The organism is Campylobacter sp. JH23, assembly GCF_017846595.1.
Lineage (GTDB): Bacteria > Campylobacterota > Campylobacteria > Campylobacterales > Campylobacteraceae > Campylobacter_D > Campylobacter_D coli.
This window is the reverse complement of sequence record NZ_JAEQBP010000001.1, coordinates 144,693-158,107: the sequence shown is the minus strand read 5'-3', so window position 1 is coordinate 158,107 and position 13,415 is coordinate 144,693. Positions and strand designations below refer to the sequence as shown.

The 13,415-nt window shown below is 30.0% G+C and carries 11 protein-coding genes and 1 tRNA gene; 5 read left to right on the top strand and 7 right to left on the bottom strand.

Translation table 11 applies throughout. The features are described 5' to 3' along the window. The first annotated feature begins 370 nt into the window (after positions 1-370). From KAR88_RS00785 to KAR88_RS00775, 3 genes are read left to right on the top strand one after another with little or no spacing between them, the layout of a single operon-like run. The gene (locus KAR88_RS00785) at positions 371-1,435 is read left to right on the top strand and encodes a tyrosine-type recombinase/integrase (protein ID WP_002776952.1); all 1,065 of its coding nucleotides are present in this window, start codon (positions 371-373) and stop codon (positions 1,433-1,435) included. Continuing rightward, positions 1,425-3,203: a bifunctional anthranilate synthase component I family protein/aminotransferase class IV gene (locus KAR88_RS00780; RefSeq protein WP_002784736.1), complete on the top strand. Its 1,779-nt coding sequence runs from the start codon at positions 1,425-1,427 to the stop codon at positions 3,201-3,203. Before KAR88_RS00785 ends, KAR88_RS00780 begins: the two co-directional genes overlap by 11 nt. Next, positions 3,200-3,778, top strand: a complete 579-nt coding sequence (locus tag KAR88_RS00775) for an aminodeoxychorismate/anthranilate synthase component II (protein ID WP_002776954.1) — start codon at positions 3,200-3,202, stop codon at positions 3,776-3,778. Before KAR88_RS00780 ends, KAR88_RS00775 begins: the two co-directional genes overlap by 4 nt. Here the strand turns inward: KAR88_RS00775 and KAR88_RS00770 are convergent. Further along, the gene (locus tag KAR88_RS00770; protein WP_002795348.1) at positions 3,775-4,635 is read right to left on the bottom strand and encodes a DMT family transporter; all 861 of its coding nucleotides are present in this window, start codon (positions 4,633-4,635) and stop codon (positions 3,775-3,777) included. The genes KAR88_RS00775 and KAR88_RS00770 overlap by 4 nt on opposite strands. Before the next feature lie 194 nt (positions 4,636-4,829). On the opposite strand from KAR88_RS00770, the gene murA reads away from it, so the two are divergent. Continuing rightward, the gene (gene murA / locus KAR88_RS00765; protein WP_002776956.1) at positions 4,830-6,086 is read left to right on the top strand and encodes a UDP-N-acetylglucosamine 1-carboxyvinyltransferase; all 1,257 of its coding nucleotides are present in this window, start codon (positions 4,830-4,832) and stop codon (positions 6,084-6,086) included. After that, on the top strand, positions 6,083-7,249 hold the full coding sequence (locus KAR88_RS00760) for a molybdopterin molybdotransferase MoeA (RefSeq protein WP_002776957.1): 1,167 nt from the start codon (positions 6,083-6,085) through the stop codon (positions 7,247-7,249). The genes murA and KAR88_RS00760 overlap by 4 nt, the downstream gene beginning before the upstream one ends. Positions 7,250-7,333: 84 nt before the next feature. On the opposite strand, the gene KAR88_RS00755 is transcribed toward KAR88_RS00760, so the two are convergent. The 6 genes from KAR88_RS00755 to KAR88_RS00730 form a co-directional block, all read right to left on the bottom strand. After that, a tRNA-Gly gene (locus KAR88_RS00755) sits at positions 7,334-7,408 on the bottom strand. Between the two features lie 70 nt (positions 7,409-7,478). Beyond that, complete coding sequence (gene abc-f, locus KAR88_RS00750) at positions 7,479-9,410, bottom strand: ribosomal protection-like ABC-F family protein (protein WP_192801217.1); 1,932 nt, start codon at positions 9,408-9,410, stop codon at positions 7,479-7,481. A gap of 8 nt (positions 9,411-9,418) precedes the next feature. Next, entirely contained in the window at positions 9,419-10,702 is a 1,284-nt protein-coding gene (locus tag KAR88_RS00745; protein WP_002792457.1) for a HAMP domain-containing sensor histidine kinase, read from the bottom strand. Further along, on the bottom strand, positions 10,696-11,358 hold the full coding sequence (locus KAR88_RS00740) for a response regulator transcription factor (RefSeq protein ID WP_002776972.1): 663 nt from the start codon (positions 11,356-11,358) through the stop codon (positions 10,696-10,698). Before KAR88_RS00740 ends, KAR88_RS00745 begins: the two co-directional genes overlap by 7 nt. Next, entirely contained in the window at positions 11,345-12,928 is a 1,584-nt protein-coding gene (gene serA / locus KAR88_RS00735; protein WP_002781748.1) for a phosphoglycerate dehydrogenase, read from the bottom strand. The genes KAR88_RS00740 and serA overlap by 14 nt, the downstream gene beginning before the upstream one ends. Next, positions 12,925-13,413, bottom strand: a complete 489-nt coding sequence (locus KAR88_RS00730) for a hypothetical protein (RefSeq protein WP_002776976.1) — start codon at positions 13,411-13,413, stop codon at positions 12,925-12,927. Before KAR88_RS00730 ends, serA begins: the two co-directional genes overlap by 4 nt. Positions 13,414-13,415 lie beyond the last annotated feature (2 nt).

Here is a 13,415-nt window from a genome sequence, read left to right as displayed (position 1 = left end):
AATAATCATTTTTATACATTAAATTTTATGGATAAGTTATTAAAATACAAAAAGTAAATATGCTTATAATGCCTATAATATAGCTTATATATTGGCATAATACTTTATAGGATTAGAGTATAAATATAAAAGTTTGAAAATTATAGTTTTCAATACAAAATAATTAATTTTATGTATTTTTACCTTTTATCATACAATTATACAAATATTATTAAGAATTATTTAATATATTTTATATAAGGAATTTAAATTTATTTTTTAAAGTTAAAATGAGCTAGAAAAGCTTTTTTTTACTAAGTTGATACTAAAATACCTTTTTTAGTTAAAATTGATTAAAAACAAAAATTATAAGATTTTAGGAAAAGTTTTTATGAAATATCCTTTAGATTGTGAAGAAAATTTTGAAAAGTCTTTTTTATTTTGGCTTGCAAAATATGTTAAATTTAAACTCAACTCTCTTTCCAATAAAGAACTTAAAAATCCAAAAGCCCTAGCAGAGGTTAATTTTGCACTTACAAGGGGCGTTAAAAATATAGAAGAGCTTGATGCCTTGGCTAAAAAAGCAAGAAATGCGGGTTTAAATGGGGTTAATACTTATTTTAATCCCTTAAAAAAAGTTTTTGAATATCTTAATTTTTATAAATTACACTCCTTAAAGCAAATCGATGAAGAGCTTATAGTGGAGGTTTTAGCAAGTATTACTGGAGCTTTATCGGATGCGAGTAAAAAAAACTACCGTATTGCAGTGATTATTTTTTTTGATTTTTTAGATAAACAAAACGAAGAGGATGAAAAGGCGCATATTTTTAATATTGTACTTAAAAATTGGGGAGGTATTACAGGAAGCAAGGGAGCAAAACTGCCTGAATTCATGAACGAAGATGAGTTAAAAAAATTCCTTGAAGCCATAGAAAATTCAGATTTTAAAAACAATACCATACGCAACAAGCTTATTATAAAAATCATCATTTTTACAGGAATTCGTGTAAGTGAGGCTATCAATATCAAACTCAAGGATATTAGCGAAGAAAACGAACTTTACATTATAAGAATTCGCGCCAAAGGAAATAAATACCGCGTTGTGATGATAAAAAAAGAATTAATCGAGCATTTGTTAAAGGATGTAAGAGTTAATTATTTAAGTGAAGATGGCTTACTTTTTGTCAATCGCAATGGAAAAGCTTTAACACAAGCTTATGTAAGTCGTATTGTAGAGCAAATTTTATTTCGCGCAGGAATTCGCAAGCAAAAAAACGGCGCTCATATGCTTCGCCATACTTTTGCTACCCTACTCTATAAAAAACAAAAAGATTTGGTTTTGGTGCAAGAAGCTTTAGGTCATGCAAGTTTAAATACTTCAAGAATTTATACACATTTTGACAATGATAAATTAAAGCTTGCTGCACAAGTAGCAAAGGAATTAAGTGAGCGCTGAAACAAAATTTGCCATTTTTGGTAAATATTTTTATTATGACTTAAAATTTGTTCTTAAAGCCTATAATAAAAAACAAAGTAAAAAATACTTTAAATTTGTGCAAAAACATAAAGATAAATATTATTTTTTAACTCTTGTGGATTATGAATTTTATAAATACTTACAAGATAAAAACTTCACTAGCAAAGAGGCTTATTTGAGCTTTTATGCTTATAAAAAAAGAAAAAAATTCACTGCGATGAAGGTTGATGAAGAAAATTTTATGCCTATTTTTAAAAATCATTTAGATTTTAAAAACTATGAAAAAAACTTTTTGCAAGTAAAATCCGCTATAGCAAAAGGACGAAGCTATCAGGTCAATCTCACCCAAAGTTTTCATTTTGATAGCTTGCTTGATGGATTTTCTTTGTTTAATCTTTTATCCAAAAGACAAGATACTGAATTTAAAGCGTATATTAAAGATGAAGGACGCGAAATTCTTTCCTTTTCTCCTGAATTATTTTTTAAAATCCATAAAAGAAAAATAATCACCCAGCCTATGAAAGGCACAAGTGCAAGATCTAAGGATTTAAATCAAGATAAGAAAAACAAACTTTTTTTGCAAAAAGATGTTAAAAATTTAAGCGAAAATGTAATGATAGTCGATCTTTTAAGAAACGATCTTTCAAAACTTATCGTTAAAAACAGCATGAAAACAAAGCTTTTTAAAATTCAAAGTTACCCTACTTTACATCAAATGACTTCCATTATAAAAGGCAAGCTTAAAAAAGATATTGATTATTTTCAAATTTTCAAAGCTTTATTTCCCTGCGGTTCGATCACAGGAGCTCCTAAACTTGAAACCATAAAACTTATAGAAGAACTTGAAGCAAGAAAACGCGGAATTTATTGCGGTGCTATAGGTTGTATCCATAAAAATAAAAGCAAATTTAGTGTTGCTATACGCACTCTTGAGAAAAAACAAGATTATCAATACAGCGTGGGAAGTGGTTTGGTGTGGGATTCTAAGCTTGAGGAAGAAATTAAAGAATTGGAGTTAAAAACTCAATTTTTAATGCCTAAAAATTTTTATCTTTTTGAAACTATGTATTATAAAAAGGGTAAAATTTTATTTTTTAAAGAACATTTGCAAAGAATTTTAAATTCTGCCTTAAAATTGAATTTTAACACACAAAAACTCATTAAAGATTTTCAAGAAGTGTTAAGCTACAAATCCAATTTAAAAGAATTTAAAAATTTCAATATCCAAGCTTTAAATGAAAAACTTTTTCATAAAAATCATAGCTTTTTTTATCCAAGCATCATTAAAAGTCATCACAAACAGGCTATTTTTAAACTTATCTTGCAAAAAGATGGCAACTATACTATCTTAGAAAATCATATCAAAACAAGTGATAATAATATCTTGCTTTTAAGTGATAAACCCTTAAATTCACAAAGCGATTCTTTATATCATAAAAGTTCTTTAAGACAAATTTATGATCAAAAAGCTTTTTTATGGAAAGAAAATCAATGCTTTGATATAGCTTTTTTTAATGAAAAAAATGAATTATGCGAAGGTTCAAGAAGTAATATCATCATTAAAAAAGATAAAGTCCTTTATACCCCTACCCTACAAAGTGGACTTTTAAATGGAATTTATAGGCAATTTTTGCTTGATTTAGGACTTATAAAAGAAAAAAAACTTTTTAAAGAGGATTTGTTAAATGCAGATGAGATTTATTGTATCAATTCGGTTAGAGGATTGCAAAAAGTGAGTGTAAAATGAAAAAAATTTTACTCATAGATAATTATGATTCTTTCAGCTATACTATAGTTTTTTATCTTAAAGAATTGGGCTATCAATGTAAAATTATAAAAAATGATGAATTTAAAAAAGCTAAAGATTTAGCTCGCTTTGATTTTTCTCATCTTATCATCTCTCCAGGTCCAAATTCTCCTACTGAATCAAAATTAAGTTTAAAAGCAATTCAATACTTTAAAAAAGATAAAAAAATACTAGGAATTTGTTTAGGACATCAGTGTATAGGCGAGATTTTTGGTGGAAAAATCACTCCGATGCCCTACCCTATGCAAGGTAAAATTTCAAGATTGCATCTTAAGAAAAATGCTAAAAAAAGCCTGCTTTTTAAAGGTATTAAAAATAAAAGTAAAATTTGTTTGTATCATTCTTTACATATTAGCAAAATGCCAAAAAGCTGTGAAATTTTGGCTTTAAATGATAAAAATATCATCATGGCAATCAAGCATAAAAAATACGAGATTTATGGGGTGCAATTTCACCCCGAAGCAATTTTAAGCCAAAATGGCAAAAAATTACTTAAAAATTTTATGAAAATTTAACTTTTTTTAGCATTTAAAATCACGCTTAAGATAATTAAAGCAAAGGCAAAAAGATCTAAAAAGCTGTATCTTGTTCCTAAAAATAAAAAGCTCATAAAAGCAGCTGCTACAGGCTCGATACATGCTATCATGCTTGCTCTTAAAGCTCCTATGTATTCAACCCCTTTAAGATATAGACAAAAAGCCCCTATAGTTCCTATAAATATTATACCTGCTTGGGCTAAATACAAATTAAGAGCAAAATCATAATGCGCTAAACCTTCTTTAAATTCAAGTATCCCAAAAAGTATAAAAGAAGCGATTAAACTAGACCAACCCATAACAAAGAAAATTCCATATTTTGCAATGATTTTTCTTGCACCTAAAGAATAAAAAGCAACCCCAAAAGCTCCTAAAATAGCCCAAAAAATTCCCCATAAATTTAGGTTTAAATTGCTTATATCTCCACCACTTGCAAGCAAAAATAGAGCTAGAATTATAAAAATTAAAGCCATACTTTCAAAAATTTTAGGCATTTTTTTATCTTTTAAACATACATAAATCATGATAAGCAAAGGAGCACAGTATTGTATCATAGTAGCAGTACCCGCATCGGTATAAAAAATAGCTTTAAAATATCCATATTGAGTCATCAATAAACCAAAGAAAGCAAAAATCAAAAAGGATAAAAGCTCATCTTTTTTAAATTGAAATATTTTTATTTTCTTTAAGCTATATAAAATAAGCACTATACCTGTACAAAACAATCTATAAAAACTTACCCAATCTACCCCATAATTATTTTTAAACAAATACTCAGCCAAAACTCCACTTATAGCCCAAAAAATTCCACCCAGTAAAACCAGAAAAACACCCATGATATCACCTTGAAAAATAAAATATTTATCATTACTTTTTAAATTTAAAATAATACAATAAAAATCATCAAACTCGGAAAAATTTAAGCTCCAAATAAATCACAAATTTCAAAACGAAAAGCCCAAGCAATAAACTTTTACAAAGTTTAAAAAGGTATAATTAAGCTTTGAAATTTAAAATAAGGTTTATCATAATGACTTATTTAGAAATACAAGGCTCCCAAAAACTTCAAGGTGAAGTTATAATAAGTGGTGCAAAAAATGCCGCTTTACCCCTAATCGCTTCTAGTATACTTGCAAAAAATGAAGTTAAAATAAATAATGTTCCTAATGTTGCAGACATTAAAACACTCATTTCTTTGCTTGAAAATTTAGGCGCAAAAACTGACTTTAAAGAAAATACAGCATATTTAGATACATCAACACTTGATAAAACCGTGGCCAAATATGATATCGTGCGTAAAATGCGCGCTTCTATCCTTACTTTAGGACCCTTGCTTGCTCGTTTTAATCATTGTGAAGTTTCATTGCCTGGAGGATGTGCTATAGGACAAAGACCTATCGATTTACACCTAAGTGCTTTAGAAAAAATGGGTGCAAATATAGAAATAAAACAAGGTTATGTCGTAGCAAGTGGGAATTTAAAAGGAGCTCAAATTCTTTTTGATAAAATTACCGTTACAGGCAGCGAAAATATCATTATGGCAGCAGCTTTAGCTAAGGGAAAAACTAAGCTTGTAAATGTTGCCAAAGAGCCTGAAGTCGTGCAGCTTTGTGAAGTTTTAGCCAAGGCTGGGCTTGATATAAAAGGCATAGGCACAGATGAGCTTGAAATTTATGGCACAGATAAAGAACTTTTGGATTTTAAAGAATTTAGTGTGATTCCTGATAGGATTGAAGCGGGAACTTATTTGTGTGCAGGAGCTATTACAAATTCTAAAATCACACTTAAAAAAGTAAATGCCGAGCATTTAGGAGCGGTTTTAGCAAAACTCCATCAAATGGGTTTTGAAACTTTGGTAGACAATGATAATATCACCTTATTTCCTGCAAAAGAAATCAAAGCTACGGAGATCATGACTAGTGAATATCCTGGTTTTCCAACCGATATGCAAGCACAATTTATGGCTTTAGCCCTAATGGCAAAGGGTACAAGCATCATCGATGAAAGACTTTTTGAAAATCGCTTTATGCATGTAAGCGAGCTTTTAAGAATGGGTGCGGATATTAAATTAAATGGGCATATTGCTACTATAGTGGGTGGTAAAGAATTAAATGCTGCAGATGTTATGGCTACGGATTTGCGTGCTTCTTCGGCTTTGATTTTAGCAGCACTTGTGGCTAAGGGCACAAGTAGAATACATAGAATTTATCATCTTGATCGTGGTTATGAAAAATTAGAAGAAAAATTTAAAGCCTTAGGCGCTAAAATCACAAGGCTTGAAGAATGAAAAACATTTTTCAAACTTTAGCGCATTTACAAGATCAAATTAAGGCTCTTAATGAGTTTGAATTAATCAGTCTTGAAGAAGCTAAAGATAGGGTTTTGGCTAAAGATCTCTATGCTGTAAAAAATTTACCTAGCTTTGATAATGCTGCGCTTGATGGCTATGCTTTTAATTATGCGGATGTAAATCAAGCTTTAGATATAAAAGGTACGATTTTAGCTGGAGATAAAAACACTTATGAGATCTATAAAAATGAGTGTTTTAAGATCATGACAGGTGCAAAAATGCCCAAAAATGCCGATACTATTTTAATGATAGAAGATGAGTGTATAGAAGAAGGCAAGCTTGTCATCAAAAAGCCACCTAAACAATACAACGCTTATCGTTATAAGGGCGAAGAATTAAAAAAAGATGAGCTTTTGCTAAAAAAAGGCACAAGGCTTAATGCTAGACATATCGCTCTGCTCTCCTCTCAAGGGCTTTATAAAATAGAAGTTGTAAGAAAAATTCGTATTGGAATTTTTTCAAGTGGAGATGAGTTAAAAGAACCTTGGCAAGATTGTGATGAGGAAAATATCTATAATGCTAATGCTTTGCCTTTGCTTGCTTTATTTAAAGATTGCGCTACAAGTTATCTTGGTATTATTAAAGATGATTTTAATGCAACTAAAAAAGCTTTAGAAAATGCTAATTTTGATCTTTTAATCACTTCAGGTGGTGCGAGTGTAGGAGAAGCTGATTTTATGGAAAAGGCTTTAAATGAATTAGGCTTTACTCCACTTTTTAAGGGTTTAAAAGCACGCCCTGCAAGACCAACTAAGCTTTATCAAAAAGATAAAACTTTAGTATTGATTTTACCAGGAAATCCTATGGCAGCTTATCTTTCTGCTTTTATCTTTGCTAGAAAAATCATCGCTTTACTTTACGGGAATTTAGAAAATCCTTTACAAATTCAAGCTTTTATGGGGAGTGATTTAAAAGTAAAAAGTGGAAGAAATAATCTTATCTTAGGGAATTTAGAAAAGGGTATTTTTTATCCTTTTAATGATAATAAATTTGGTTCAGGGATGATACTGCCTCTGATTCAAAGCGAATTTTTACTCATCAGTGAAGAAGAAAAAGTAGATTTTCAAAAAGATGAAAGAATCATGCTTTTTAAACTTTAATATATTAAGATGGTTATTTTAAAAAGTGGATTTATTTTAAAAGATATTTTAGATAAATGAAAAGAAAAATAAATTTGTGAAGTATGGAGCGGGAAACGAGATTCGAACTCGCGACCCCAACCTTGGCAAGGTTGTGCTCTACCCCTGAGCTATTCCCGCAATTTGAAGTCAAATTATAATAAATTTTAATAATTTTTGTCAATAAATTTCATATTTTATTGATAAAAATTTATAGATTTTCACTTTTTTCCAAAACTTCAAAATATTCGCTTTCTAATTTTTCTAATTCTTTTTGTGCTTGTTCTAGCTCTTCATAAAGAGTGTTTATGCCTATTTCTTGATATACGCTTGGGTTTGAAAGATCACTATTGAGTTTAGAAATTTGTTTTTCAAGCATTTCGATTTTTTCGGGATGATTTTTTAAAATTTCATTTTCTTTATAGCTTAGTTTTTTGCTACTTTTTTCTTTTTGCATACGAGTTTGCTCTTGCAAATCAAGACTTGAAACATAATCATCAAATTCTTGCATTTCTTTTTCATTTTCAAGATATTCAGTATAAAGCGTATGCAAAATATTGATCTTAGCGCCGTTCTCAAAAGCATAAAGTTTGGTAGCAATTTTATCTACAAAATATCTATCATGAGATACTAGCAAAATGGCTCCTTCAAAGCTAAGCAAGTACTCTTCTAAAATATTAATAGTCGCTATATCAAGATCATTTGTAGGCTCATCTAGGATTAAAACATCATATTCTTCTGTAAAAAGTAAAGCCAAAGCAACGCGATTTTTTTCTCCGCCACTTAAAATGGAAACGCTTTTATCTAAAAATTCTTTAGGAAATAAGAAATTTTTTAAATACCCATAAACATGCATATTTTTTCCGCGTACTTCAACCCTGTCGCCTCCATTAGGGCAAAAAATTTCAAGCAAGGTTTTATCTGAATTTACAAGACTTCTAGCTTGATCAAAATACCCTATTTTAATCTCTCCACGCTTGATCTCTCCACTATCTTGCTTTAATTCTCCTAAAAGCATTTTTAAAAAAGTAGACTTTCCACAACCATTTTTGCCTACTATAGCAATGCGTTCACCTTGTAAAATACGACTTGAAAAATCTGCAAAAAGAGCTTTTTCTCCTAAATTTTTACTTACATTTTTAAGCTCAAAAAGCATTTTTTTATGATTAGGAATTTTTTCTCCTGTAAAATTTAAAGCTGCCCTTGAAATTTCAAGCTTTAAACGCTTGATGGCACCAGGATTTTTTTTAGCTTCTTCACGCATTTTAAAAATACGCTCCTTGCGCCCTTCATTTCTTTTAAGTCTTGCTTTAACACCTCTTCTAAGCCATTCTTCCTCGCTTTTTAAATGCTTTAAAAGTGTTTCATGGCTTTTAGCTAAACTTTCTAAAATTTGAGTTTTTTTCTCTAGGTAATTCGTATAACCACCCTTAAACACACTAAGTTTACCTTGATCAACTTCTACACATTTATGCGCAATTGCATCGATGAAATATCTATCATGCGAGATAAAAATCACACACATTTTTGAATTTTTTAACAAATCCTCCAAAAAGCTTGTCATATAAACATCAAGGTGGTTTGTAGGCTCATCAAGCAATAAAATATCAGGATTTTTAAGTAAAAGTATACAAAGACCTACTCTGCGAATTTCACCACCGCTTAAAGTGCAAACCAAACGATCAGAGTAATCTAATAGGCTGAATTCTTTTAAAACACGCGTGATTTTAGCTTCGATATTCCAAGCATCTTTACTATCGATTAAAGCAATTAAATCATCCATCTGTTTTAAATACTCTTTGTTTGTAGGCTCTTTTTCGAGTTTGCTTTGCGATGCTTCATATTCTTTTAAAGTATTATAAATTTCTTCAAGTTCGATTTTTATGGCTTCTTTAACGCTTAAATTTGCGTTAAAATCAACGGTTTGCGAAAGCATGGCTATACTTTTTCCATTTTGCCTTACCACTCTGCCGCTATCTAGAGCTAGAGTGCCTAAAAGTGCTTTTAAAAGACTTGATTTTCCTTCTCCATTTTTTCCTATGATGGCTATTTTTTCGCCTTCATTAGCGCTAAAATTTGCCTCATTTAAAACAATTTTTTCCCCAAATTTTTTTGAAGCGTCAATTAAATCAATAAGTGCCATTTTTTTCCTTAATGAAGTTTAAAACTGAATTTAGAACCCTGCGATACAGTGCTAGAAATTTCTAAATAGCTTTTATGTATGCTTAAAATTTTTTTTACCAAAAAAAGCCCAAGTCCAAAAGAATTATTGCTCTTAGTGTCAATTTTATAAAATTTTTTCGTAATAAATTTTAATTGATTCTTTTCTATACCCTTGCCAAAATCCAAAACACTAATCTTTTGATCTTGCGCAATCAAAATAACCTCTTTTTGGCTGTATTTTAGAGCATTAGAAAGTAAGTTAATAATCACTTGCTCGATTAAAAACTCATCCGCTTTTACTCTAGTGCTTTTTCCGCGTAAAATCACTCTTTCAAAACCTGGGTTTTTAACAATTTTTTCACACAAAGTAAAAAGATCAAATTCTTGCATTTGCAAGGCTTCGTGGTTGAGATTAAAAACAAAATTAAGCTTATGTGTTAAAGCATTCAACTTTAGGCTTTGGCGTGAAATTTTTTCTAGTAATTCGTTTTTGAGTTTTTCATCTTTTAAATTCTCATCCTTAAGCATTTCTAAGCTAAGATCAATCACACTTAAAGGATTTTTAAGCTCATGAGAGATAGCAGAAATAACACTTGCTAATTGAGTATTTTTAAGAGAAATCTTATCACTTTGTTTTTTGTTTTTTTGAGTATTTTTTAAGATTTTTTCCTTTGTTTTTAAAAGTTTTTTGTTTAGTAAATTTAGCTCTTTAAAAATACTCTTTTCTAAAATAATGGGTTTTGAATCGTTGATAAAATTTAAAAATTCTAAAATTTTTTTAAAACTTTTTGCTAGTTTTCTTCCCATAAAAAATACTAAAATAAAAACAAGCATGAAATAAATCCCAAAACTTATGCTGATTTTTAGCCAAAAAATTTGCAAATTTAAAAATCTTGGATAAACAATGATCATATATTTATAGTCTTTATAGGTAAATTTTTTTACAAGAACTCTTTTTGAATTTAAATCATAAATTTTGTTTTCTTCTAAATTTAAAAATAAATCCGCATTTAAAACCGAAGAAATCTCAAAATCATCTTTCAAAATAATAAAATCCGCCCTTGTATCTTGTGCAAATTCTTTGATATTGTTAGAATTTAAATCTTCTAAAAGAGAAAATTTTAAAACATCATCAAGGCTTTTGATTTTTTGTTCGTATTGTTTTAAGAGTAAAAAATTCAAATAAGAATTTGTAAGCGTATAAAATATCACACCAAAACACAAAATCAACAAAACAAAAAAAGTTATAAAAATATTTTTAGTTTTCAACATATCTTATAACCAATGCCCCTAACGCTTATAATATGCTCTTTAAGCTTTGGAAATTTGTTTCTTAGTCTTGTTAATGCTATATTGATCGTCTTGTCACTTGTGGTATCATCTTTCCATACATTTTCACTTAAAAATTGTCGTGTCAATAAAGTATTGGGATTTTCAAAAAAACATTTTAAAAGCTCATATTCCAAATTTGAAACATCTAATTTCTCATTCTTGTAGAAAAATTCATAATTGATCAAATCCAAAGAAAAATCTTTAAAAACTAGCTTTTCTTCTTCTCTTTTGTGGCGTTTTAAAATAGCTTTAATACGAAGTAACAATTCATTAAAATCAAAAGGTTTGCACATATAATCATCGCAGCCACTCTCAAAACCTTCAAGTAAATCTTGATGCAAGGTTTTAGCGGTTAGAAAAATCACCGCTTCTTTATAACCTTGCTTTCTTAGCTCTTTAATCCTATCTAAAGAATCCCCGCTTGGAAGATTTCTATCAACTATCAAAAGATCGATTTGCTCACTATCTAGCAAATCTTCAACTCCTTTAAAATCTAACAAGGAAAAAATTTGATAATCGCAAGCCTTAAGTCTTAAACTAAGCAAATCATTTAAATCTATATCATCTTCTATGATAAGAATTTTAGATTTCGACATATTGTACAAATATACACGCCTCTAGTTGTCTTAATTCTTCTAAAACTTCTTTTTGCACTTTTTCGTCGATCAATACCACTGCTAAAGCATATCCAAAACCATCTCTACCCAATCTAAAATCAGCGATATTGATATTTTTAGATGCTAAGACAGAGCTGATTTTAGCAATAACCCCTGGGATATCTTTATTTTTGAAAATAATCATTTTTCCTTTTGGCTTGAAATCAGTTTGAAAGCCATTTAATCCAACTATGCGTTGTTCATTTTCATTAAATACAGTTCCTGAAACATTAATATTTGAATTCTCTGTGATGATTTTAACACTAAGTTTGTTGTTATAACCGCTATTTGGAAGGGTTTCGCAAGATAAATCTACACCTTTTTCTTTGGCAACAAATTCAGCATTAACATAATTTATTTTTTCACCTAAAATTCCACTTAAAGCTCCTACAGCAGCAAATGTAAGCATTGAAGTAGCATATTCGCCTATCACCCCTTCTGCTTCTAATTTAATACTTTTTATAGGATTTTTATCAATTTGAACTGCTAAAAATGCCATCTTAGAAACAAGCTCGATGTAAGGTGCTACAAAAGGTGGTAAATCCTCAGTTTTAATAGGTAAATTAAGAGCATTAGGATATGCCACACCTCTAGCCGCATTTAGGGCTTGTTCACAAGCTTCTCTTGCAATATTGTCTTGACTTTCTAGAGTATTAGCTCCAAGATGAGAGGTTACTGAAACATTTTCAAAATCTAAAAGAGGATGGTTGGTAGCAGGTTCTTTTTTGAAAACATCGATACCAAGCCAAGCTATTTTACCACTTTTTAAGCCTTCGCATAGAGCTTCTTCTGTATATAAGCCCCCGCGAGCACAATTAATAAGTCTTATACCATCTTTCATTTTTGCGATTTCATTAGCACCAATCATACCATCAGTTTCTTTAGTTTTTGGCGTATGGATGGTGATAAAATCGCTTTGAGTAAGAATTTCATCCAAACTTTTTGCTTGCTCCATATCTAAGTCTGTGATTTTAGAAGCTGAAATATATGGATCGTAGGCTAGAATTTTCATACCAAAAGCTTTGGCACGGATGGCTACACGCGAACCTATATTTCCAAAACCGATAACACCCAAGGTTTTACCCATGAGCTCTACGCCATACCACTTTTCTCTTTCCCATTTTCTTTCATTCTTTAAAAAATTATGTGCATTAACAAAACTTCTAGCAGAACTTAGAAGATGAGCCATAGTAAGCTCTACTGCAGCAATGGTATTAGCAGTTGGGACATTCATTACTATAACACCGCGTTTGGAACATTCAGGGATATCAACATTATCCACCCCTACTCCTGCGCGTATAAGAGCTTTGAGTTTTTTAGCATGATTTAAAAAATTGACATCTACATCAGTAGAACTTCTAGTAATAGCGACTTCTACATCTGCAAGCATATCCATTAACTCATTCTTTGGAACTTTAGCAGCTTCTATAAGCTCAATATCCTCAGCTTTTCTTAAAAGCTCTACACCCTTATCTAAAATTGCATCACAAACAATAATCTTTTTTTTCATAACCAAATCTCCTTCGCTTCTGTGTTAATTTTATATTTTTTAAGTTCTTTGATAATATCATCAATTAAATTTTTATTGCCCGTATCTAAAAAGATTTCAGGACTTTCGCCGGATTTTAATAAAAAATACTTCACGTTAAAAGAATTTAAAGTCTGTCTTAAACAAAACATGGAGTAAATATCATGCTTATTAACAACAAGTTGATAGTATTTGTTTTTTTCTTTAAGCTCACTAGTATCTGCATCAAAATGTAGAGTAAATTGCTCTACGGCTGGAGTAAAATCTTTACTAGGCCATTTGGCTAATTCTTCTCGCCAAGTGAGTTCTTGGGTTTGCCTTTCTTCAATCTGATGCGTATTTGTATCTTTAGCAAATTCGGGAATAAAGTTAGAATTTGCTTTAAATTTCCAAAGCAGTACAAAAACGACAATAAGCAAGATGAGTAATAAAATACTCAAAATGCTTATAGTTGCATATTTTTTCATCA